Raw genomic sequence first — 22733 nt, forward strand, 5'->3', positions numbered from 1 at the left:
CGGCGAACCGCATACGCGGTTCGCCGCCCCCTTTTTGTTCCGTTCATGTCTCCTGGAGCATCCAAATTGGGAACAGCACGCCGTATACTGTATCCAGGGAGTCGCGGCCGGCCTCAATGGTGCCGCCCGGCCCGTCCAGAACGGTCACGGTGCAGACCGTCTCGGACAGATACTCCGCCTCGGCCAGCTTCTCCCGGAAGAGGGCCAGCGCATCCTCCGCCCAGGCCGCGTCATAGGCCGCATATCCCTCGTCCGTGGACGTATCCCCGGTGTAGCCCGCGTTGAACGCGTCCAGCCGCTCCCAGAGTGCATCGTTTACCCGCGCCAGCGCATCCACGGGCCGCACCGTTATCTCCACCTCGGAGCCGTTTCCCGTCGGGACGGCGGCCCCCACGGTATAGTCCGCCTTGGCGTACAGCTCCTCCAGCAGGCCGGCCGCCTCTCCGCGGATCTCCTCGGTGGGGAATTCAATTATCAGCAGGTTGCAGAGCGCCTGTACGTTCTCCTCCGCAATTTGGGCGGACAGGCTCTCCTCCGTCTCCCCCAGGGCGGTCAGAAACTCCGGGTCATACCCACGCCCCAGTCGGGCATCCAGCAGGCACTGGACATAGCGGGCCGCGCCGAAATCGGCGGGCACGCCCGGCTCCACCTGGCCGGAGAGCACCTCGAGGCGCTCTACCGTCTCCCCCGCCGGAGGCGTGGTGACGGGCTGCGTAGCGGTTTCCGTGACCCTCCCGTTCAGGCTTAGCTCCACCTTCCCGATGTAAGCCCCAGCGAACTCCATCTCCAGCTCCAGACGCCCCGGAGCGGCATCCAGGGTAAAGCCGGCGTCGGCTGGGATGCCCAGCACATCCAGCTCCATCTGTGCGCTGCCGTCCAGCTTCTCCAGCGCACCGCCCCGCAGGACCGCCTCCCCATGCATGTCCAGAGCAGGCAGCCCCTCCACAGCGGGCGCGTCCTCCATAACACCCAGCATACGTGCCCGCTCCAGCAGGGCGGGCAGATCCACCGCCCAGCGATAGGTAGTCCGTCCACCGGAGGCGCTGCGGGTGAAGTTGCCGTCGTCCAGGAGCAGGCGGACGGGCAGGGCGGAGTCCATCACCGTCTCCCAGGGGCTGGAGCGGTAGTAATACCAGCTATGGCCGTACGCCTCCACCAGCAGCTCGCCCAGCGTCCCGGGGAGCGACAGGGTGTTCACGGCAGGCAGCTCCCCCACCTGAGTACTCACCCAAACGTCATCAGGTAACGGCTCTCCCTCCAGGCTATAGAGCTGTACGCCCTTTTGGTAGAGGGTGCCGCTCTCCCGGTCGTAGAGGGTGACGCTGTGGTTTTCGAGCTGGGCCAGCTCCTCCGGGGAAAGACCCGCAAAGAGGGTGTCCCCCAGACCGCCCAGATCCACCTGCTGCTCCTGCTCCATGCGGTAGCTGCCGTCCCGGGTGAGCTGTTTCACTTCCATCGTCAGCGAGGCGGTGTCGTGCTCCTCCTCCCCGTACAGGGTGGCGGAGAGGCGCATGGATGCTGTGGACTCATAGCCCTTGCCCGCCTCGCGGGGAATGGTATCCCGTATCGCAGCCCAAATCCCGTTGGCGGCGGTAAACCGGCTGTCCAGCTCCGCCGTCAGGGCGGCGTAGTCGGTCAGATGGGCCGCCTCATAGGTATCGTCCCAGTATACGTCCAGCCCCAGTGCCTCCGCCGCGGCCCGGACGGGGATGTAGGTGTGCCCATCCCGTACAAAGGGGGCCGCCCCCATGTCCAAGGTGGTGATCCGCCCGCCCTGGGTGACAGTCAGCTCAGTGGCCCCCAGGACCAGCTCCAGGCTGTCGCCGTTCTCCAGCGCCGCCGCGATGCGGCTCCCGTCAAAGGCAACCTCCGCCCCCAGCCCCTCCAGAAAGGCCCGGAAGGGCACCATGGTGCACCCCGACGCGGCCAGGGGGGCCGTGCCGCCGAAGTCCAGATACGCCCCGTTCAGGCTCACATTGATGCCGTCGGGGTAGGGCATTCCCATTTCCTCCTTCTCCACCCGGAGGTACTCGTCCCAGGGGTCCCCGAAACGGGCATAGCTCCACCGATCGTAGTCCTCGTTGTACCGGTTCAGCGCCGCCCACATCTGGGCGTCGTACTCCGTCCAGTAGTCGTCCCACTGGCCGTCCGTCCAGGTCTCCTCCGCCGCGTCCTTCTGCTCCTGGGGCCACTCGCCCCAGGGGCCATACTGCTGGTACAGGCTGAGTTCGGCGTCCCCCTCCGCCGCCAGCGCCGGGGTAAGGCAGCCCAACAGCAAAAGGGCCGCCAGGGACAGGGCAAGTCTCCGTTTCATGGGTACAGCCTCCTGTCTATTTCGTTTTCCAAACTCATCGTATCACTTTTCTTTACCCTTGTCCATCCTCCTGCCCATTTTTTGCAAAAAAGTGCCCCTCTGCGGTGCAGGGGGGCACTTTTTTCCATACTTATTCCAGCTCAACCCGGATATCGCCAAACAGAACGTGATCCACCCGTTCCAGGGGGACGGGCGCGTCAAAGTAGGTGGTGCCCTCCATAAAGGTCCCGCCCGCCGTGCCGCTGCCGCCATCCACAGGGATTTCCGTCCCGTCGGCCAGCACCAGGCGGATCCCGGTGTCGGCCAGGGTGGCGCTCTCCGGGGTGTCATAGTGCATGCGGTAGATGAGGCTGAGGGAGGAGAAGGACAGCTTTTCCAGCACCAGTGTGTTCTGGTGCGTCTCATCGTACCACACCGCCCCGGCGGTGTCCGCTTCCACCACCGCTCTGGGTTCGCCGGGAATCTCCAGACGGCAGCCGCCGTACTGGAGGTGATCCAGCTCACGCAAATCCAGGGGTGCGTCAAAATTGCGGACGCCGGTAAAATAGTCGGTTCCGCCCTGTCCGTCGGGGCCGTGACTGCCCTTCCCGCTGCCGCCGTCAATCGTCACGGAGGACCCGTCCTTGTAGACCAGTTCCAGTTGGAGATCGACAAACTCCCAGCTTTCCTCCACTGGGTAGGAGATGGTATAGGAGGCCGCCAGGGGGGAGAGGGTCAGGCCCTCCAGGGTGACCATCCGCTCTGTCCGCTCGTCCCAGCGGGTGGCCCCGATGGGATTGACTTCCACCGCCTTGCTGGGGTAAAAGCCGTCCAGGGAGAAGCTCCACTCCCCCTCCAGACGCATATCCCCGCCATCATCCGGGTAAAGCCCCAGGTCATAGATGGTCAGGATTTTGGAGGTGCCGTCGATCCAGTTGACACCCCTGGGAGAGCCCAAGAGCATGAACACCAGCTCCAGGGAGTTGTCCCCCGGGGTGTCGTCCGGGAGGAAGCGGGCCTTCTGCATGCCCCAGTTGAGCCGCTCCCCGGTGTCCGCGTCGACCAGCTCCACATCGTGGGCGATGTGATCCTCCTGCTCCCCCATGTCGGGCAGGACGGTGCCCTCCGGGGCCTCCAGCCGCAGGCGGAGGTAGAGGGTGTGCTCGTCGGCGACGGCGGCCAGGGGGGTGAGGGTGACGCCGTTGCTGGTGACGGGGGGCAGGTCGGTGGCGCCGATCTGATCCAGCAGCTCCTTCTGCCCGCCGTTCAGCGGGGCGCTCTCCAGGGTGAAGAAGGGGTCGAACAGCTCTCCCGGCCCCCAGAGGTGATAGGCCGCCATGGCCGATACGGTGAACACCGCCGCCAGGGCGGCGCAGGCCAGCAGCCGGACGCCCATGCGCCGGCGGGGCCGCTTGGTTTGTCTGATTTGTTCCATCGTTCTCTCCTTGATCCGCTCCGGGGACATCCCGGCGGGCGGCGGCAGCTCCACCGAGCCGTCCTCCCAGCCGTCCAGCAGGTCAGTCATCCGCACAGGCACAGGAATACCCCCTTTCCATCAGCAGCTCCTCCAGCTTCCTCCGCCCCCGGTGCAGGCGCACCTTCACCGTGGACGGGGGCATGGCCAGGGCCGCGCCGATGTCGGCGGCGGTCTGGCCGTAGTAGTAATGGCGCAGGAAGATGGCCCGATCCTGGGGCGGAAGTCCGTTCAGCAGCGCCCGGATCAGCTCCGCCCGCTCGGCCTGCTCCACGGCCTCCGCCGGGCCGGGCCGCCGGTCGGGCTCCAGCGCCAGCCAGTCCTCCTCCAGAGGCAGCTCACCGCCCAGCGTCCGCAGGCGGTTGAGGGCCTTGTTGCGCACCACCCGGCCCAGCCAGGGGCGGAGCTTGCCCGGTTCCACCTGCCCGGCGTGCTCCCACAGGGCCAGGAAGGCGTCGGACACCACCTCCTCCGCGTCCCTGGGGCGGCCCCGCAGAACAGAGCCCGCCAGGCCGCAGGCAAAGCCCATGTCCCGGTCCATCAGCTCCTCCAGGGCGGAGGGGTCCCCCCGCCGCAGGCGGCGCAACAGCTCCCGCTCCTCCAACCATACCACCTCCCTGCTCCGGTTTCGAGCGCGCTCTCACTGATCTTAACACAGAAACCGCCCCCGCGGTTTCACAGACTGTCAAAGAACCTTTCCCGGAGGAAAGCCTCGCAGAGTTCCTGCGGCCGCAGCCGCAGGAATCAAATGAAAATCCGTCATTTCCGGGGACATGCGCCTCGGAAATGACACCTCTCGCGCAAGATGGGCCGACTTTTCCCTGAGGAATCGAGGTCCATCTTGCGCACATCCCTCTCAAAAAAGTGGCCGTGGCCACTTTTTTGACACGCTGAGAAACCGCCCCTTCGGTTTCATCCCTTCCCCTCCTTTTTCCCGGCGCGCCGCGTTCCGACCACATTTTTCCAAATACTGGGTTATACTGTCACTCAACGAGGGCGGACAAGCCTGATTTGGAAAAGGAGACGGAACCATGGCGACAAAAGAGAAACTCAAGACAAAGGCGGCCCGTGTCCGGGAGGAGGCCCGGGAGACCGGCAAGGTCATTCTGCGCGCCCCCGCCCTGGTGCGGGCGGCCGAGTGCGTCATCCGCTTCCTGCTGGGGGCCATGCTCTCCGGGGCGGAGATTTTCGGCGGATACGCCCCCTTCGGGCTGGGGCTGGTGGCGGCCTCCGGCTCGGGGCTGGACGGCTTCTGCGCCCTGCTGGGGGCCTGCTTCGGCTATCTCTCCTTCCAGGGCTTCGCCGAGGGGCTGCGGTACGTGGCCGGCTGCATTCTGGCCTTCTCCCTGGCCTTTGCCTTCTTCGACGTGAAGGCTTACCGCAAGAGCTGGTTCATGCCCCTGGCGGCGGCGGGGATGGACGGCATCACGGGCTTTGTGTACTTATCCGACCGGGGCTGGTCGCCGGAGAGCCTGATCTTCTTCGGCACCGAGCTGCTCCTGTGCGGGGCGTCGGCCTACTTCTACCGCATCGCCTTCACCCCCTGGACGGAGAAGCGGGAGGAGGAGGGCCTCACCCCCCGGCAGACGGTGAGCCTGCTCATTCTGGCGGGCACCCTGCTGCTCACCCTGTCCAAGATCACCCTGCTGGGCGACCTGTCGGTGGGCCGCTGCGCCGCCGCGGCGGCGGTGATGGCCACCGCCTGCAAGGGCGGCATCGGCGTGGGGGCCACGGTGGGGGTGGCCTGCGGCCTTGGGATGGATCTGGCGGCGGGGGGCATGCCCTTCTACTCCATGGCCTTTGCCCTCTCCGGGGTGATGTGCGGGGTGTTCCACCGGCAGGGGAGGCTGGCCGCCGCCCTGGCCTACGTGCTCTCCAATGCCCTGGCGGTGCTGTGGACCTGGTCGGAGGGCCTTCACCTCTCCCTGCTCTACGAGGTCTTTGTCGCCTCGGTGGTCTTTCTGGTCCTCCCCGAGCGCGCCCTGCGCCAGGTGGGGGCGCTGGTGGCCCGGGAGCCCCGGCACGACACCCAGGAGCGGGCCCGCGCCTATGTCCGCGCCCGGATGGAGGCCACGGCAGCCGCCTTCAAGAGCCTGTACGAGTCCATGCGGTCGGCCTTCCACCCCGCCGCACCCAATGACAACGACGCCGCATCCGTCTTCGATCGGGCGGCCGGGCGGATCTGCAAGCGCTGCCCCCTGCAAACCGCCTGCTGGCAGCGGGACTACGTCTCCACCTTCAACGCCCTCAACGACGCCCTCCCCGCCATGCTGGAGCGGGGCCGGGGGGAGAGCGGAGACTTCCCCGCCTACTTCTCCAACCGCTGCATGAAGTTCCCGGAGTTTCTCTCCGCCGCCAACGAGGAGCTGGCCGCCCTGCTGTGCCGGCGGCAGTTCCAGAGCCGCCTCAGTGAGAACCGCTCAGCGGTGTGCCGCCAATATGCCGAGCTGGCCGGGGTGCTGAACACGGCGGCTGCCGAGCTGGGGGCGGAGCTGGTGCCCGACCCGGTGCGGGAAAAGCGCCTGCGGCAATACCTGACCGCCCAGGGCATCGATTGCCGCCTGGCCGCCTATTACGACCAGGCCGGGCACCTCCGCCTGGAGCTGGAGGGGGCGGGGCTGGCCCCCCTCCGCACCGAGGAGGGGACAGCCAAGCTTTCCAAGCTGGTGAACTTCCCCCTCCGGGCCGTGGAGGAGGGCCGCCGGGACCGGCTGGTGCTGGTACAGAGCGAGCCGTTGATGGCCGTGGCCGGGGTGGCCGCCAAAAAGAAGGACGGCCAGACCGTATCCGGCGACACAGGGGCCTGGTTCAAGCACGACGACGGCTCCCTCTATGTGCTCCTGTGCGACGGCATGGGCTCCGGCTCCCTGGCCGAGCAGGAGAGCGCCCTGGCCGTCCGCCTGCTGGAGCAGTTTCTCCGGGCGGGCGTCCGGCCGGAGAACGCCCTGCGCACCCTCAACTCCGCCCTGGCCCTGCGCAACGACGAGGCCGCCGGCGGCTTCACCACCATCGACCTGCTGCGGGTGGATCTGTTCACTGGCGAGGCCGGGGTGTACAAGTACGGCGCCGCCCCCACCTATGTGAAAAAGGGCTACTCCGTCAGCCGCATCACCGGCACGGCCCTCCCCGCCGGCCTCACCGCCGGGGAGGGGGTCTCCCCCGACATGACCCGCCTCCAGTTGGAGGCCGGTGACTGTGTCCTTCTGGTCACCGACGGCGTGGCCGGCAGCGCATCCGACCAGTGGGTGCGGGACCGGCTGGCCGCCTTTGACGGCGGCAGCCCCCAGGAACTGGCCCAGACCCTCATTGACGACAGCGGCGCCCAGGTGGGCGCCGCCGACGACCGCACCGCCCTGGTCCTCAAGCTCGCCCGCCGGAGCGGATGAAACAACAGCCCCCGGAACCAAAAGGTTCCGGGGGCTGTTTTTTGCAGTCCGGCAGGTGCTCTTTGTTTGAAAACCTCTACCTTTTCAAACAAACGTCTGTCCTCATATTTTTACATAATATACCACAAATGAAGGGCAAAAACAAGCGCTATTGCTAAAAATTTAGCAATAGCTTTTGTTTTGTCTGCCTGTTTTGACACTTCTGCCCGCAGGCTGAAAAAGCAGAGGTTTCCCAACAAAGCCCGAAAGAGGCGCAGCTCCTCGCCCTCCCCCTCCAAATGGTCATCCATTTTCGGATGTTTATATAGAGGCACCTGTTTTGAATAAGGAGGAACGTTTTTTATGAAAAAGCGAGTCTTGTCAGCGCTGCTCGCCCTTTCCACGCTGCTGACAACAGCACCCGCCGCATATGCGGCAGAGCCTGCCACCCAGTCGGACGGCGCCGAAATCGACTGGCCGGAGCCGACCTGCACCGTGGACTACAAGCCGCAGTCCGACACGGTAAGCTGTGAATTTGTCGAAGAAACCGAGGACGCGCCCGCCAAGCTGGTCTACACCATCCAGGAGGGTGCAGAGGGCGACCAGGTTCTCGAACTGAGCAAGCTGGCGGACGCCCTTGCAGATACCGTGCAGTATCCTGGTGACGCGGCGCAGTTTGACATTGAAATTCACAATGAGTCCGGGAATTCCTACCGCTACAAACCCGGCAGCTTCACCCTGGCATCCGCCGATACAAGCGGCATGGAACAGAGTGAACTGCTCCCCGTGCTGGGCTATGACGGACAGTGGATCCCCTTCCGTTTTACCAGCAGCATGGTTTCCAACCAGATGCTCAAAGACCTGTTTAACACCAGCTCGGTCAATATTTCGCTTGAGCAGATTGTCACCCTATACGACACCCTGGCGGAAGAGGGTTATGACAGCCTGACAAACTACTTTGTGGCCTGGTATAACAAGAAGAACAGCACGGATTACGCCTCTTTTGACGCGATCATGGCGGTCGCCCCCGCCTTCTTTGAGGATATCCAGAAGGGCAATGCCATGAAATTCTCCTGCACCGCTGAACAATTTACTGAGTTAGAGGAGGCACACCCTGAAGTGATGCGCTGGGCCTACTTCCCCTCCGGAAAGGGGCCGGGAGACACCTTCCAGCTAAAGTGGCCGGAGTCCGGGCTTCAGACTGCCGGTTATGACGGCTGGTATCAGTCCATGTTTGCCTTCGCCTTCGGCGACGATATGGCCAACCTGAGCACATCCTCCTCCGGCCACACGTCCTGCCATGAGCGGGGCGTCGGCGACTACATGGAGGGAACTGACCTCTGGGAACAGACCGACGCATATTTCTGCGGGGACGGCCAGGCTCTGGCCCCCGAGTCCGGCTCAGTACTGAGCTACAGCGGCAAGTGGGCGCTGGATGGCCCATGTATCAGGAACGCATATGCAAATTATGAATTCTCTTTCTACGGCTCCATCACCCTGGAGGAGGTCGGTCCGGTTACCATTACGCCGGTGGATATGACCCTGTATATCGGCGGCAGCTCCGACTATTGGGAGGACGTCGACGGCACCCACCTTCCCGACGCCGACAGCGGAATCCCCGCCCCCCATTTCTACGTGGAGAGCAGCGAAATCCCGGCGGAGCATCTGGCTGGCGTCACCTTCCACGGCACCGGCGCGGACGGTACGGAAAAGTCCTGGAAGCTGGCGCCCTACGGCGGTGAAGGGGGCCAGCAGGCCATCGGCGAGGACGGCCGAAAGGTGTGGGATATCGTCTCGGCGGACCCCGCCACCGCCGCCGATGCCTCCTGCCTCTACTTTGCGGATGAGGCGTGCACCATTCCCGCCAGTACAGACAACATCGCCGGAAACCACTTCACTCACCTCTATGCCGCCATCAGCACATCTGACGCCAGCGGTGCGGGCAACACCGGCCTGTATGCCGAGGTGAACGGCCAGAAATACGCCCTGCGGTACGGCGTTGGCACGCTGACCGTCCGCTCGGTGACCAACGACGCCACCGGGGGGTGAGCCCTACACCTTCGACGCGGTTCACAGTGCGCACAGCACCGTGGAGGCGGCCGCCGGTGACACAGCCGCAGCGGAGACCGCCACGGACGGCGGCTCCAACGCGGGCGTAGTTGCGCCCGCGGGCACGAAGTACACCGTCAACGGCCACGAGAACTGGGCGATGGTGGGCGATGAGCAGCCAAGCATCCTGTTCGACGACGTGCTCAGCAGCTACGAGCTGGACGGCGGCGCGGAATCCGAGGTGGGCCAGACCATGCTGGAAAAGGCCGTCATCGACAACGCCGACGCGCTTGGTCTGGACAACCCCAACGGCCGCCAGTATGAGAGCAAATACTTCGACCTGGTGGACGCCGGAGACGGCAACGTCTGGGTCAAGGCTGACCGGCAGCTCGTCATCTACTGGCCCTACCCCGACGGGATCACCTATGAGACGGCGGGCAGCTATGACTTCGACGTGTTCCACTTCACCGGCCTGCACCGCGAGTACACAACCAACGGCGAGGTGCAGGCGATGGTGAATCAGGCGGCCGCAAACATCAACAATGAAAAGGGCGGGGCCGCCAGCAACAAAACGCTCTCCCTGCAGGTGGAGGAGGTCGTGCTGACCGAGCACGGCATCCAGCTCATTGTGGATCAGGACCGTTACGGCTTCTCTCCCTTTGTGCTGTCCTGGGCAAAAAAGGACACCGGCGGCGGGGATCACGGCGGCACCACCTACTACACCCTGCGCTATGAGAGCAACGGCGGCACGAAGTACGACAGTGAGCGGTACCGCCGCAACACTCTGGTGGAGCTGGACAAGGAGCCCGTCCGGGAGGGCTACACCTTCACCGGCTGGTACGCCGACAAGGCCCTGACCGAGCCCATCGACGACATCCGCATGACCTCCAACAAGACCGTGTACGCCGGCTGGGAAAAGACCGGCGTGCCCGACCGGCTCAACGGCGACGACCATTTCGCCTACATCATCGGCCGGGACGACGGCCTCGTCCACCCCGAGGCCACCATCACCCGGGCGGAGGTGGCCACCATCTTCTTCCGCCTGCTCACCGACGAGGCCCGGGCGGAGTACCTGACCGAGACCAGCCCCTTCCACGACGTGGCCCCCGACGCGTGGTACGCCACCGCCGTGGCCACCATGGAGGCCATGGGCATCGTGGAGGGCCGCGCCCCCGCGGTCTTTGACCCCGACGCACCCATCACCCGGGGCGAGTTCGCGGCCATCGCGGCCCGCTTTGACAGTGCGCCCTACGACGGCGCGGACCGCTTCACCGACATCGGCGGCCACTGGGCGGCGGAGTACATCAACCAGGCGGCGGTGAAGGGCTGGGTGGAAGGCCAGCCGGACGGCAGCTTCGCCCCTGACCGGAGCATCAGCCGGGCCGAGGCGATGACGCTGGTGAACCGGGTGCTGGGCCGCCTGCCCGAGACCGCGGACGATCTGCTGGACGGCATGATCACCTGGCCCGACAACCCGCCGGATGCCTGGTACTATCTGGCGGTCCAGGAGGCCACCAACAGCCACGACTACGGGCGCAAGGCCGACACTGTCCACGAAACCTGGACCGGCCTCCAGCCTGTGGAGGACTGGACACGCTACGAGCAGTAAGCCTGTTTTTCCGCAAAAAAACGCCTGTACCGACATGGTACAGGCGTTTTTTTGCGCTGTCTTACTGCTTGGAGAAGTGCTCCTTGCCGACGCCGCAGAGAGGACATACCCAGCTCTCAGGCACGCTCTCCCAGGCGGTGCCGGGGGCCACGCCGTTGTCGGGATCGCCCTCAGCGGGGTCGTACACGTAGCCGCAGATATCGCAGACATACTTATCCATGGTTATAGTCTCCTTTTTGATCAAATCGCAATTCATAGTATCACCCGAAGGCCGGGAATCCATGCCTTGCCGAACCCCCGCCTTTGTGGTATGATACATTTACTATTTATAACACATCGGGGGACACTGTGAAAATAGGCAAAATCACCATAAATTCAAAGCTGGCTTTGGCGCCCATGGCCGGAGTGACCGACCTGGGCTTCCGGACGGTGTGCCGGGAGCTGGGGGCGGGGTACACCGTGACGGAGATGGTCAGCGCCAAGGCCCTGTGCTATCAGGACAAAAAATCCCTTCCCCTGCTGGAGCTGGGCGAGGGGGAGCACCCGGCGGCGGTGCAGCTCTTCGGCAGCGACCCTTACTGCATGGAGCAGGCGGCGGGCATCGCCGCGGAGAAGTCGGGGGCGGACATTCTGGATATCAACATGGGCTGTCCGGTGCCCAAGGTGGCCAACTCCGGGGATGGCTCCGGCCTGATGAGGAACCCCGAGCTGGCGGTGAAGGTGGCCGAGGCGGTCATCCGGGGGGCGGGCGGACGGCCCGTCACCGTCAAATTCCGGCTGGGCTGGGACAAGGGCTCCATCAACTGCGTGGAGTTCGCCCAGGCCATGGAGGCCGCCGGTGTGGCCGCCGTGGCGGTCCACGGCCGCACCAAGGTGCAGATGTACTCCGGCCGGGCCAACTGGGACTATATCCGGGCGGTAAAGGAGGCCGTGTCCATCCCCGTCATCGCCAACGGCGATGTCTTTGAGCCGGAAGACGCGGTTCACATTCTCAAATACACCGGGGCCGACATGGCCATGCTCGGCCGGGGCTGCTTCGGCAATCCCTGGCTCTTTGCGCGTGCCCAGGCCGCCCTGGAGGGGCGGCCTGTCCCGCCCCTGCCGCCGCTGGCCCGGCGGTGCGAGACGGCGGTGCGGCAGTTCCGCCTCTCCGCCGCCCAGAAGGGAGAGCACATCGCCTGCCTGGAGGCCCGGAAGCACTACGCCTGGTACCTCAAGGGGGTTCCCTACGCGGGGTATTATAAGGAACAGATCAGCAAAATCTCCACTCTGGAGGACATTGACCGCATCACCGCAGGCATACAGCGGGATCTGAGGGACTGACCGCCGGCAAACGCGCCGGCGAGGAGGTGAGAAAGGCATGACCGAGGAACAGGCGCTGGTACAGCGGGCCCGGCAAGGGGACGAGGGGGCCTTCGCCGCCCTGGTGGAACAGAATCAGGGGCGCATCTACCATCTGGCCCTGCGTATGACGGGCAATCCCGACGACGCGGCGGAGCTGTGCCAGGAGGCCTTTCTCAACGCCTGGAAGGGCCTGGGGAAATTCCAGGGGGAGAGCTCCTTCTCCACTTGGCTCTACCGGCTGACCAGCAACGTGTGCATCGACTTTCTGCGGCGGGAGAAGCGGCGGAGCACCCTGTCCATGACGGTCTCCCTGGACGACGAGGAGGGCGCCCGGCAGGCCGAACTGCCCGACGAGCGGTACAGTCCCCACCGCCAGGCGGAGCAGCAGGAGCTGCGGGACACCCTGCGGGCGGGCCTGCGGGCCCTGTCGGAGGAGCACCGGCAGGTGCTGATTCTCCGGGAGCTGGAGGGCCTCTCCTATGGGGAGATTGCCGCCCTGCTGGGGGTGGAGGAGGGCACCGTCAAGTCCCGCATCGCCCGGGCCCGGCTGGCCCTGCGCAAATATTTGCTGGAACAGGGGAACTTTTTCGGCTCCCCCTCGTCCAAAGCATAAACCAGATCCACGGGACGGAAAGGAGGCGGCGGCATGCTGACCTGTGAACAGGCGCTGGAGCTCATCAGCGCACAGCTCGACGGGGCGCTGACGGCGGAGGAGGCCGGGGCGCTGGACGAGCACCTGGCCCAGTGCCCGGCGTGCCGGGCGCTTCGGGCCGACCTCTCCACCCTGCACCAGCTTCTGCCCACTCTGGCGGAGGAGCCCCCCGCCGGGCTGAAGGACGATATCATGAAGGCGGTCCACGCCTCCAAATGCACCCCCTTCCACACCAGAAAGCGCCAGTGGCGCTGGCGCTCCTGGGCCTCTCTGGCCGCGGTGCTGGTGCTTGTACTGGTGGGCGGGCAGGCTGTGCACCTCTGGAGCCCTCCGGACAGCTCCGGGAGCGTACCCAGAGCCAATCTTGCCGGGTTGACCGGAGCGGCCTCCGGCGGGAGCGCCGGACAAACCGCCCCGGCTCAGGAGGACCGCGCGGGCCCCGCCGGGGAGCCCGCCGAGGCCGCCAGCGGCAGCGCCGACGGCGCCAACCGGAAGGACAGCTCCGCCGGTGAGAGGCCCCAGAACCGGGACGTGACGCCACCCGCCGATGGACCGGAGGGCGGCCAGATACCGGCATCTGCTCAGGAGCCGTCTGTCTCCGCGCCGCCTGTCTCCGAGCTCCAGCCTACCCCGTCCGCGGGGCCCTCCGTCATGTCCCTGATGCCCGAGGACGCCCCGCAGGACACCCAGCCCCCCTCCTCCGCCCTGACGGAGGAGGGCGCACGCCAGGCGCTGCTGGAGTGGCTGGGCCAGCCCGACGCGCCTCTAACCTCCCTTGGCCGGTCGGAGGACGGGACGGCCTACCGCTTCCAGACGGAGGACGGGGCTCTTTACTCCGTCCCTCTGGACGGGAGTCCCATCACTGCGGAACCCTCCTGACCTGCACACGCGGCCGGTGTTACCGGCCGCGTGTTTTTATTCGGCTGCGGCACATTGAGTCTGTCTCCCCGCTCGGCTCCGGCCCCAAGCTTGTCTCCCGGCGGACATTCCCTCCCCCTCTCCCGCGTGCAAATTTCCCCCCTGCGGACTGCGGCGGGGTGTTTTGCGCGATTTTTCTAAAATTTCAGTTGTATCTCCGGTTGATTTAATGTATAATGAACAACAGGCAGTCCTCCGTCCCCCTCGGGAGCCCTGCCCAGACGATTCCAAATGTAAGGAGAGGAAACAAGTATGAGCTATTCCGTACAAAACATCCGCAACGTCTGTCTGCTGGGCCACGGTGGAAATGGTAAGACCTCCCTGGCCGAGAGCATGCTGTATTTGACCGGTGGCACCGTGCGGCTGGGCAATCCCGCCGACGGGAATACCGTTTGCGATTACGACCCCGAGGAAACCCGCCGTCAGATTTCCATCTCCACCGCGGTGGCTCCCGTGGAGTACAACGGCTGTAAGATCAACGTGCTGGACACGCCGGGCTACTTTGACTTTTCCGGCGAGGTGATCGAGGCCCTCCAGGTGGCCGACGCGGCCATCATCGTCTGCTCCGCCAAGGCGGGCATGAGCGTGGGCGCGGAGAAAGCGTGGAAGCTGTGCGAGCAGCGCAGGCTGCCCCGGCTGCTCTACATCTCCAAGACCGACGAGGAGAACTCCGACTACAACGCCGCCTTCGACACCCTGCGGGAGCGCTTCGGCAAGAATATCGCCCCCGTGGCCGCCCCCATCTGGGACGCGGACAAGAAGGTCATTGGCTTTATCGACGTGCTCCACAAGCGCGCCTTTGAGGCCGGCCCCAAGGGCGAGCGCATCGAGATCGACGTCCCTGACGACAAGAAGCCCGTGCTGGACGAGCTGTACGATGCCCTCAAGGAGTCGGTGGCTGAGACCAGCGAGGAGCTGATGGACAAGTACTTTTCCGGTGAGGACTTCACCTACGCCGAGATGATCCAGGGTCTGCGCCAGGGCGTGAAAGACCTGTCCCTCTTCCCCGTTGTGTGCGGCTCCGCCGTCTCCGGCCTGGGCACCCGCATGCTGCTGGACATCATCGTGGAGCTGCTGCCCTCCCCCCTGGAGGGCCGCCCCCTCATGGGCGAGAACGCCGACGGCGAGGTGGACGAGTTCGTGCCCTTCCCCGGCGCCCTGCCCGCCGCCCTGGTGTGGAAGACCGTCTCCGACCAGTACGGCAAGTACTCCTTCGTGAAGGTCATCTCCGGCAACCTCAAGCCCGACATGCAGCTGGTCAATTCCCGCACCGGCGCCACGGAGAAGCTGGGCCGCCTGTACGTGATGAAGGGCAAGAAGGCCGAGGAGGTCAAGGAGCTGGAGTGCGGCGACATCGGCGCCATCGGCAAGATGGAGAAGGTCAAGACCGGCGACACCCTCTCTGATCCCCGCAAGGTGGTCAAGCTGGAACCCATCCCCTTCCCCGAGCCCTGCTACTCCGTGGCTATCACCCCCAAGACCAAGGGCCAGGAGGACAAGATCGCCGCCGGCCTCATCCGCCTGAACGAGGAGGATCTGACCTTCAACTGGGTCAACAACGCCGAAACCCGCCAGATGGTGGTCTCCGGCACCGGCGACATGCAGATGGACGTGATTCTCTCCCGGCTGAAGAGCCGCTTCGGCGTGGACGCCGAGCTCTCCGAGCCCCGGGTGCCCTACCGCGAGAAGATCCGCAAGAAGGTGGAGGTGCAGGGCCGCCACAAGAAGCAGACCGGCGGCCACGGCCAGTTCGGCGACGTGTGGATGCGCTTTGAGCCGGGCGACACCGAGGAGCTCCAGTTTTGCGAGGAGGTCGTGGGCGGCGCGGTGCCCAAGAACTACTTCCCCGCCGTGGAGAAGGGCATGCGGGAGGCCGTGGTTCACGGTGTGCTGGCCGGCTACCCGGTGGTGTACCTGAAAGCCACCCTGTACGACGGCTCCTATCACCCGGTGGACTCCTCCGAAATGGCCTTCAAGACCGCCGTGCAGATCGCCTACAAGACCGGTATGCCCCAGGCCAGCCCTGTGCTGCTGGAGCCCATCGGCGAGCTGAAGGTCACCATCCCCGACAGCTACATGGGCGACGTCATCGGTGATCTGAACAAGCGCCGGGGCCGCGTCATGGGCATGAATCCCGACGGCGAGGGCAACCAGATCGTGGAGGCCGAGGTGCCCATGGCCGAGATGGGCCGCTATGCCATCGACCTGCGCTCCATGACCCAGGGCCGCGGTTCCTTCACCTTCCGCTTCGTCCGCTACGAGGACGCCCCTCCCGCCGTCCAGGAGAAGGCTATCGAGGCCGCCAAGGCGATGCAGGAGGAAGCCGACTAACCGAAACCTCAACGCGCCCCGGCCACCGGCCGGGGCGCGTTTCTGACAGACGGAGAGTGGGGCGTCCAGGAGAAGGCCATCAGATATCCCCAGGTCCCCAAGCGAGCCCAGTGCAGCGGGTCGGTTGGGGAGCGGAGGAGCAAGGGAGCGTTTGAGGAATGGCCGCCAGGCTGTTCCGAAAAAAGCGTACTCTGCGACGACGCGGTGATGCAGGACGAGGCCGACTAACCCAATATGTAAAAAGGGCCGGGCTGATTTCAGCCCGGCCCTTTCTTTAAAAGCAGCTTATCCCCCGCCGCTTTGCCCATCCGGCCACCCGATGATACCGGGCAGATCACAGTCCGCTTGGGGTACGCCCCTTGTGTCCCGGCGAATACAGGCCGAATTTATTCCATGCATACCATTCCGCTAGCTCCTGCTCTGACCGAAATTTCAGCAGCCGCAGTATCTCTTTTGCCAGCTCCAGCGCTCCGAATCCGTTGGCGGTAAGAATGCCGTTGTCACAAACCGCCTCCGCCTCAACGAAATATGCCTCCCCTTTATAGTGCGGAGCCTGGGATTTGAGGAAAGGCAGGGTATTCCCAGTATGTCTGCGCTGGTCTAAAAAACCGTTTTCCGCCAGGAAGTTTACCGCGTTGCAAATTGCAGCCACCGGGATATGGCATCTGACCAGTTCCCGTACAACCGGCAAGACAGCGTCATTTTTCCGCTCCAGCCACGCTGTCCCGCCGGTCAGCAGCAGCAGGCCGGCATCCCGCGGATAGTCAGCGACAGTAAAATCGGGCGTGACACGGAAGCCCCCCATAGACACCTTGGGCGCCCGGTCAAGCCCAATGGTTTTCACCGCATATCCAGTTCCAGGTGCATTTAACTGCGCACATACATAGGCCGGTTCCCAGTCCGCATAGCCATCAAAAATAAATACCAGGATTTGTTTCATCCCTTCATACCACCTTTCTGTAGACAGCTTAACACAAAAAAGGTGACAGCTTAGCTGTCACCTTTTGTAAAAGTCGTTTATCTTTTTCAGCTCATCTCTGAGCTCCTCACGGAGCTCAGGTGGCGCGACCACCCTGACCTTGCCCAGCAGCCCCATGACAAGCTCCCGTGCAAAGGAAAGTTCGGGGGCATAAAAACAGATCCGGCCGGTGTCACTCCCCCCACCAGGCGCATCCAACAGGCAGGCATCTATTTTCTCTGTCAGGGTAAATGCGTCCCGGCGCTCATATTCCAGGACAATCTGGTAATATCCGTCCTTTTTCACGGCAGACAGGCCGCCCCCTCCAAACCGCTGTTCAAATGTTGTTTCGTCCATTTGGCGCGTGGAAAAGCGCTCCCCATAGGGGACGCAGGAGACGATACGCCTGAGCTTAAACAGGCGGAACGCGCTTCGCTCCCGACAGAACGCATACAAATACCAGTCAGACTGTTTGAACACCAGCTTATGGGGTTCTACCAACCGGGTCCGGCGCCCTGTTTTTGACACATAATCCATTTTACACACCATGCGGCTACAAATTGCGCGGTGCAGCTCAGAGAGCTTTTTCCAGGTAATGCTGTCCGTAAACCACGGGGTGTAGTCAAGCAGATAGCGGCTGCTGGAGCGTGCGTCAGTCTCTGGGACCGGAACCAGTCTGGCCAGCAGTGCCGAAACCGAACCATCTCCGACAAGGCTCTTTAATCCATCCAGGGCGGTAAACAGGCTGGCGATATCCTCCCTGGAAAGCAGTCTTTTGTCTTGCCGGTAGCCCTTCAGGATGGAGACTCCGCCCCCTCTCCCCGGCCGGGAGGCAACAGGGAACCCCGCCTCGTTCAGTGTGTCAATATCTCGGAGGATCGTCCGCCTGGATACCTCAAACCGTACTGCCAACTCCTGAACCGTTATATGCTCTACCTCGGCAAGTACCGAGAGCAGCCCCAACAGACGGTATATTCTCATTTTGTTCTCCTTTCCCCTGAAAGCAGAAGGAACGGATTTCTCACCAGTTTAAAAGCTGGTGAGAAATCCGTTCTTTTCGGTGACGGGTACACTCCGGATCTGCGGAAGTGCCAATGCTCAACCGTTCTTCCTACTTGTGGTAAAGCTTGTTGGTCTCATACTGGGGCTCGCAGGTGAGGCGCAGGCCCAGGCGGCTGTAGGTGCCGCTGTCCACCGGGGAGAGGATGACGGTAGAGTGGGCCTCGCACCCCCGCAGGGCGGAGAGCTGGTCCAGCGCCCGCTTGGCCAGCGGGTTGGTGGTGGCGGAGATGGCCAGGGCGATCAGCGTCTCATCGGAGTGGAGCCGGGGGTTGACGGAGCCCAGGTGGTTGACCTTCACGGCCTGGATGGGCTCGATGGCCTCCCGGGAGATGAGGTGGTGCTGGTGGTCAATGCCCGCCAGGCGCTTGAGGGCGTTGAGCAGGGTGGCGGAGGAGGCGCCCATCAGGTCGGTGGTCTTGCCGGTGACCACCTCGCCGCTGGGCAGCTCAATGGCCCCGGCGGGGTTGCCGGTCTCCTCGGCCACCTGGGCGGCGGCGGCTACCACGGGCCGGATGGAGGGATCCACATGGGCCTGCTGCATGAGCAGCTCCAGCTTGTTCACCAGCTCGTCGCCAGCGGCACCCACCCGGCGGTCGCACAGGGCGGTGTAGTAGCGGCGGACGATCTCCTGCCGGGCGGCGGCCTGCACGGCCTCGTCGTCCACGATGCACTTGCCCGCCATGTTCACCCCCATGTCGGTGGGGGACTTGTAGGGGCACTCCCCCATGATCCTCTCAAACATGGCGGAGAGGACAGGGAAGATCTCCACATCCCGGTTGTAGTTCACCGTGGTCTCGCCGTAGGCGGCCAGGTGGAAGGGGTCGATCATGTTCACATCCCCCAGATCGGCGGTGGCCGCCTCATAGGCCAGGTTCACCGGGTGCTGGAGGGGCAGGTTCCAGATGGGGAAGGTCTCAAACTTGGCGTAGCCCGCCTTGATCCCCCGCTTGTAGTCGTGGTAGAGCTGGGAGAGGCAGACGGCCATCTTGCCGCTGCCGGGGCCGGGGGCCGTCACCACCACCAGGGGACGGCTGGTCTCGATATAGTCGTTTTTGCCGTAGCCCCCGTCGCTGACGATCAGGCCGGTGTTGTGGGGGTAGCCTGCGATGGGGTAGTGGAGGCAGGTCTGCACCCCCAGGTGCTCCATCCGGCGGCGGAAGGCGTCGGCGGCGGGCTGTCCGGCGTACTGGGTGATCACCACGCTGCCCACCAGCAGGCCCTCCCCCCGGAAGGCGTCGATGAGCCGCAGCACGTCCACGTCGTAGGTGATGCCCAGATCGCCCCGGATCTTGTTCTTCTCGATGTCGCTGGCGCAGATGGCGATGACCACCTCCACCGAGTCCCGCAGCTCCTTGAGCATACGGATCTTGCTGTCCGGCTCGAACCCGGGCAGCACCCGGGATGCGTGGTGGTCGTCAAAGAGCTTGCCGCCGAACTCCAGATAGAGCTTGTTGCCGAACTGGCGGATCCGCTCCCGGATGTGGGCCGACTGGAGCTCCAGATACTTCTGATTGTCAAAGCCGAGCTTGTCCATCTTTCTCATCCTCTCCTGTCATTCATTCAATCTGTTATTTTACCACATCCGCCGTCCCCCTCAAAGCCCTTTTTCCCATTTCGGCAAAATTGACAACCGCTCTTGACAGGTGGCTCCTACAGGTGTAGTATCATTACGAATGCGACAACTGTAGGAGGGCTGTGACATGAAGCTGAGTGACAAGGAGTGGAGGGTGCTGAACGCCCTCTGGGTGGCCCCGGAGGGGCTGGCCCTGGGGGCCGTGGTGGACGCTCTGCGTCCGGATACGGGCTGGAGCCGCAGCACGGTGCTCACCTACCTCACCCGTATGGAGGCCAAGGGCCTGGTGGACATCCGCAAGGAGGAGTTCCCCCACCGCTACCGGGCGGCGGTGAGCCGGGAGGACTGCGCCGCGGCGGAGCGCCGGGGCCTGCTGGAGCGGGCCTACCAGGGCTCGGCGGGCAAACTGGTGGCCGCCTTTTTGAAGGACGAGAAGCTCACCCCCCAGGAGCGGGACGAGCTGCGGAAGCTGCTGGATGAGATGGAGGTGTGAGGCGTGGTCAACCTCTGGTCTGTTCTCGCTCAGACCCTGGCCCTGTCCGTGGCGGCGTTGGTGCTGCTCGCCGCAAAGCGCCTCTTTCTGGACAAGCTCTCCCCCCGGTGGCAGTACGGGGTGTGGGCCATCCTGGCCCTGCGCGCCCTCCTGCCCGCCGGTCTGCTGGGCCGCACCCTGGTGCCCGGCGGGCGGGTGGTGCTGGAGGCGGCCAGGCTCCAGGTGGAACTCCCCCTGTCCTCCGCCCTCACCGACCCCTACGGCGTGACGGAGGTACTGGCCCCGGTGCCCCTCTTTCCCCGCGGCCTGCCCGCGCCGGGGAGCATCACTGACGCGCTGTTTTACCTCTACGCCGCCGGGGTGCTCCTGCTGGCCCTGTGGTTTTTCCTGTCCTACGCGCGCCTGCGCGCTGCCATCCGGCGGGGCCTCTCCCCCGCCCCGGAGGTGCTGGCCCAGGTGGAGGGCGTAGCGGCACGGTACGGCCTGAAGGCCCCCCGGCTGGTAGTGGTGCTGCCCGGGCTGGAGAGCGCCTTCGTCTGCGGCCCCCTGCGCCCGGTGCTGGCGCTCCCCGACCGGCCGGTGGACGACAAGGTGCTCCTCCACGAGCTGCTCCACCTCCGTCATGGCGACGTGTGGGCCGGGGTGGGGGTGTGCGCCCTGCGGTGCCTGCACTGGTGCAACCCACTGATCTGGTACTGCTGCGACCGGATGCAGAACGACTGCGAGGCCCTCTGCGACCAGCGGGTGCTGGAGCGGCTGGAGGGGGAGGAGCGCCGCGCCTACGGCGTGATTCTCCTGTCCATGGCCGACGGCCGGTACGCCCGCGCCCCCGGCACCTCCTCCATGGCCAACGGCGGGCGCAACATCAAGGCCCGCATCCAGGCTATCGCCCGCTTCAGGCGCTACCCCGCCGGGATGGCCCTGGCCTCGGGCTGTGTGGCCGCGGTGCTGGCCCTCACCTGCCTGGGGGGCGTCAGCGGCGCGGCGGAGGTGCCCGGCGGAACCGACCGGGGCGCTCTTGCCCTGGCCCAGGCCCAGCTCAACCGCCCCACCACCGTGGCCGGAGCCCTGGACACCTATGCCAAGGCCATTTTGTGCGACAGCCCGGTCTACTTCTCCATGGTGTTGCCGGAGCCGGCGCGGGAACTAGCGTGGCAGACCGGACTGGCCCCCTACCAGGAGGTGGAGCTGGAGGACTCCCCTTTCTGGACTCTGGGGTTCCACTGGCACCGCCCCGCCTGGCAGGCGGAGTGGTCGGTAATGAACCTCCTGCCTGACGGAGCGGGGGGCTATACCGGAACGCTGTTTTTCTCCCCTCTGTCGGAGGACAACACCTATGGCATCGTGTACCAACAGGTGGCGGTACGGCCCGACGGAGACTTCTGGACAGTGGAGCCGCTGGGGGAGCTGGAGGCGCTGCGCCTCCCCGATGAGGGAGCGATCCCGGCCCCCGACGACCATATCCCCCACATCACCTACGCGGCGGAAACGGTAGATCTGCGCCTAGAGGTCGATCTCACCTACTTTCTCACCTGCTCCGACATCTGGGTTGGGTACATGTCGCTCTCAGACGGCGGCTGGGCCGGCGGCAGGACGTTCCGCATCGGCGGCGGCGACCGTCCCAGCCCCGTTCCCGCCCCTCACGCCGCGTTTACCTCCTGCTGCAAGCGCAGCGAACTGAGGGTGGAGCGCAAATCCGGAGGTGTTCCGTACGACTTTCTGTCCACCCTCGCCGTGCTCTGCGTTCCCCTTTCCTCCGATGGCTCTCCCGCTTTTGACAGCTTTGTGCTCACCGCTTATGACCTTCCCGGAGTCAGCGGTCTGTGGCACGCCGCGGCTGACGACTCCGGCCTGGAGGGGCTCTCCGCGCTCTCCCTGGATTTTGTCTATGGAAACCAGAGATACACCTGCACCGCCTATCCCGCGGAGGTGACGCCATGAATCACGCAGGCATCCGAAGCGCCCTGAGCCGCATCGCCTGGGCCTATCTCCTCATCCATCTGCACTTCCGCCTGAACAACCTGGATCTGCTCCCCGACTGGGCTGGCTACCTCCTGATTTTCTCCGCGATCGGCCTGCTGGCCGGAGAGCTGCGGGATCTGCCCCTGCTCAGGCCCTTCTGCATCCTGCTGGGCGCGGTGTCCGGGGTGGACTGGCTGTCCTTTCTCCTCACCGGCGCGGAGTTCACCGGCCGCTTCTTTCTCCTCTCCGCCCTGATCACCTGTGTGGCCCTCTATTTCCACTTCCAACTGCTCACCGATCTGGCCGCCCTGGCCGACCGGCGGTCAGGGGAGGGCGGCCGCTCCCCCCTGAGCCGCCGCCTGCGGCTGTGCCGCAACGCGGACGCGGTGTTCCGGGTGGCCTTCTGCCTGCTCCCCTATCTGGCGAACTGGCGGTGGGTGGAGCTGCTGATTGCTCTGCTGTCCCTGCTCTGGCTGGGCACCTGTGCCGTCATCTGCTGCGGGCTCTTCGCCCTGCGCCGCCTCTATCCCGCGGAGGAGGACGAATAGGGCGAAGCGGCGGGGCCGCCCCTGCGTCCTTGTGCCGGAGTCCGCTCCCCCCGCGCTTTCCGCGCAAACAAGGGGCCGTGCCGCCAAACCGGCGGCACGGCC

17 protein-coding genes are annotated in these 22733 nt (G+C 64.9%); 10 read left to right on the forward strand and 7 right to left on the reverse strand.

The features are described 5' to 3' along the window. Nucleotides 1–43: 43 nt before the first annotated feature. The 3 genes from HMPREF0372_RS14770 to HMPREF0372_RS14780 all read right to left on the reverse strand — a co-directional run bounded on the left by HMPREF0372_RS14770 (nucleotide 44) and on the right by HMPREF0372_RS14780 (nucleotide 4380). A complete protein-coding gene (locus HMPREF0372_RS14770; RefSeq protein ID WP_007494160.1) occupies nucleotides 44–2314 on the reverse strand; it encodes a copper amine oxidase N-terminal domain-containing protein in 2271 nt (756 codons plus the stop codon). A gap of 130 nt (nucleotides 2315–2444) precedes the next feature. Then, the gene (locus tag HMPREF0372_RS14775) at nucleotides 2445–3830 is read right to left on the reverse strand and encodes a DUF4179 domain-containing protein (RefSeq protein ID WP_155117046.1); all 1386 of its coding nucleotides are present in this window, start codon (nucleotides 3828–3830) and stop codon (nucleotides 2445–2447) included. Further along, nucleotides 3811–4380: an RNA polymerase sigma factor gene (locus HMPREF0372_RS14780; RefSeq protein ID WP_007494162.1), complete on the reverse strand. Its 570-nt coding sequence runs from the start codon at nucleotides 4378–4380 to the stop codon at nucleotides 3811–3813. The genes HMPREF0372_RS14775 and HMPREF0372_RS14780 overlap by 20 nt, the downstream gene beginning before the upstream one ends. 418 nt (nucleotides 4381–4798) lie before the next feature. On the opposite strand from HMPREF0372_RS14780, the gene HMPREF0372_RS21125 reads away from it, so the two are divergent. The 3 genes from HMPREF0372_RS21125 (at nucleotide 4799) to HMPREF0372_RS14800 (ending at nucleotide 10790) form a co-directional block, all read left to right on the forward strand. After that, entirely contained in the window at nucleotides 4799–7153 is a 2355-nt protein-coding gene (locus HMPREF0372_RS21125) for a SpoIIE family protein phosphatase (RefSeq protein WP_007494163.1), read from the forward strand. Between the two features lie 342 nt (nucleotides 7154–7495). Beyond that, nucleotides 7496–9181 carry a hypothetical protein gene (locus tag HMPREF0372_RS14795; RefSeq protein WP_007494168.1) on the forward strand — a complete coding sequence of 562 codons (1686 nt, stop codon included), beginning with the start codon at nucleotides 7496–7498 and terminating at the stop codon, nucleotides 9179–9181. A 40-nt stretch (nucleotides 9182–9221) separates the two neighbouring features. Then, complete coding sequence (locus tag HMPREF0372_RS14800; protein WP_007494170.1) at nucleotides 9222–10790, forward strand: S-layer homology domain-containing protein; 1569 nt, start codon at nucleotides 9222–9224, stop codon at nucleotides 10788–10790. Nucleotides 10791–10851: 61 nt separating this feature from the next. Here the strand turns inward: HMPREF0372_RS14800 and rd are convergent, their stop codons facing one another. Beyond that, nucleotides 10852–11010, reverse strand: a complete 159-nt coding sequence (gene rd, locus HMPREF0372_RS14805) for a rubredoxin (protein WP_009260651.1) — start codon at nucleotides 11008–11010, stop codon at nucleotides 10852–10854. A 128-nt stretch (nucleotides 11011–11138) separates the two neighbouring features. Between rd and dusB the strand changes: the two genes are divergently transcribed. From dusB to HMPREF0372_RS14825, 4 genes are all read left to right on the forward strand, one after another. Continuing rightward, nucleotides 11139–12113, forward strand: a complete 975-nt coding sequence (dusB, locus tag HMPREF0372_RS14810) for a tRNA dihydrouridine synthase DusB (RefSeq protein WP_039997716.1) — start codon at nucleotides 11139–11141, stop codon at nucleotides 12111–12113. Nucleotides 12114–12150: 37 nt separating this feature from the next. Beyond that, a complete protein-coding gene (locus HMPREF0372_RS14815; RefSeq protein ID WP_007494176.1) occupies nucleotides 12151–12747 on the forward strand; it encodes an RNA polymerase sigma factor in 597 nt (198 codons plus the stop codon). Nucleotides 12748–12780: 33 nt separating this feature from the next. Continuing rightward, nucleotides 12781–13665, forward strand: coding sequence for a zf-HC2 domain-containing protein (locus HMPREF0372_RS14820; protein ID WP_007494178.1), 885 nt, complete (start codon nucleotides 12781–12783; stop codon nucleotides 13663–13665). A 291-nt stretch (nucleotides 13666–13956) separates the two neighbouring features. Further along, nucleotides 13957–16035, forward strand: coding sequence for an elongation factor G (locus HMPREF0372_RS14825; RefSeq protein ID WP_007494182.1), 2079 nt, complete (start codon nucleotides 13957–13959; stop codon nucleotides 16033–16035). 334 nt (nucleotides 16036–16369) lie between these two features. On the opposite strand, the gene HMPREF0372_RS14830 is transcribed toward HMPREF0372_RS14825, so the two are convergent. From HMPREF0372_RS14830 to HMPREF0372_RS14840, 3 genes are all read right to left on the reverse strand, one after another. After that, entirely contained in the window at nucleotides 16370–16975 is a 606-nt protein-coding gene (locus HMPREF0372_RS14830; RefSeq protein ID WP_007494186.1) for a type 1 glutamine amidotransferase family protein, read from the reverse strand. Between the two features lie 57 nt (nucleotides 16976–17032). Beyond that, entirely contained in the window at nucleotides 17033–17974 is a 942-nt protein-coding gene (locus HMPREF0372_RS14835) for a helix-turn-helix transcriptional regulator (RefSeq protein WP_007494188.1), read from the reverse strand. A 130-nt stretch (nucleotides 17975–18104) separates the two neighbouring features. After that, nucleotides 18105–19589 (reverse strand): DUF1846 domain-containing protein, encoded by a 1485-nt coding sequence (locus HMPREF0372_RS14840; protein WP_039997719.1) that lies wholly within the window; start codon nucleotides 19587–19589, stop codon nucleotides 18105–18107. A 166-nt stretch (nucleotides 19590–19755) separates the two neighbouring features. Between HMPREF0372_RS14840 and HMPREF0372_RS14845 the strand changes: the two genes are divergently transcribed. The 3 genes from HMPREF0372_RS14845 to HMPREF0372_RS14855 are packed head-to-tail and all read left to right on the forward strand — an operon-like array spanning nucleotide 19756 to nucleotide 22631. After that, nucleotides 19756–20121 carry a BlaI/MecI/CopY family transcriptional regulator gene (locus tag HMPREF0372_RS14845; RefSeq protein WP_007494192.1) on the forward strand — a complete coding sequence of 122 codons (366 nt, stop codon included), beginning with the start codon at nucleotides 19756–19758 and terminating at the stop codon, nucleotides 20119–20121. 3 nt (nucleotides 20122–20124) lie between these two features. After that, nucleotides 20125–22062 (forward strand): M56 family metallopeptidase, encoded by a 1938-nt coding sequence (locus HMPREF0372_RS14850; RefSeq protein ID WP_007494194.1) that lies wholly within the window; start codon nucleotides 20125–20127, stop codon nucleotides 22060–22062. Next, nucleotides 22059–22631 carry a hypothetical protein gene (locus HMPREF0372_RS14855; RefSeq protein ID WP_007494195.1) on the forward strand — a complete coding sequence of 191 codons (573 nt, stop codon included), beginning with the start codon at nucleotides 22059–22061 and terminating at the stop codon, nucleotides 22629–22631. Before HMPREF0372_RS14850 ends, HMPREF0372_RS14855 begins: the two co-directional genes overlap by 4 nt. Nucleotides 22632–22733: the final 102 nt, after the last annotated feature.

The organism is Flavonifractor plautii ATCC 29863 (genome assembly GCF_000239295.1).
Lineage (GTDB): Bacteria > Bacillota > Clostridia > Oscillospirales > Oscillospiraceae > Flavonifractor > Flavonifractor plautii.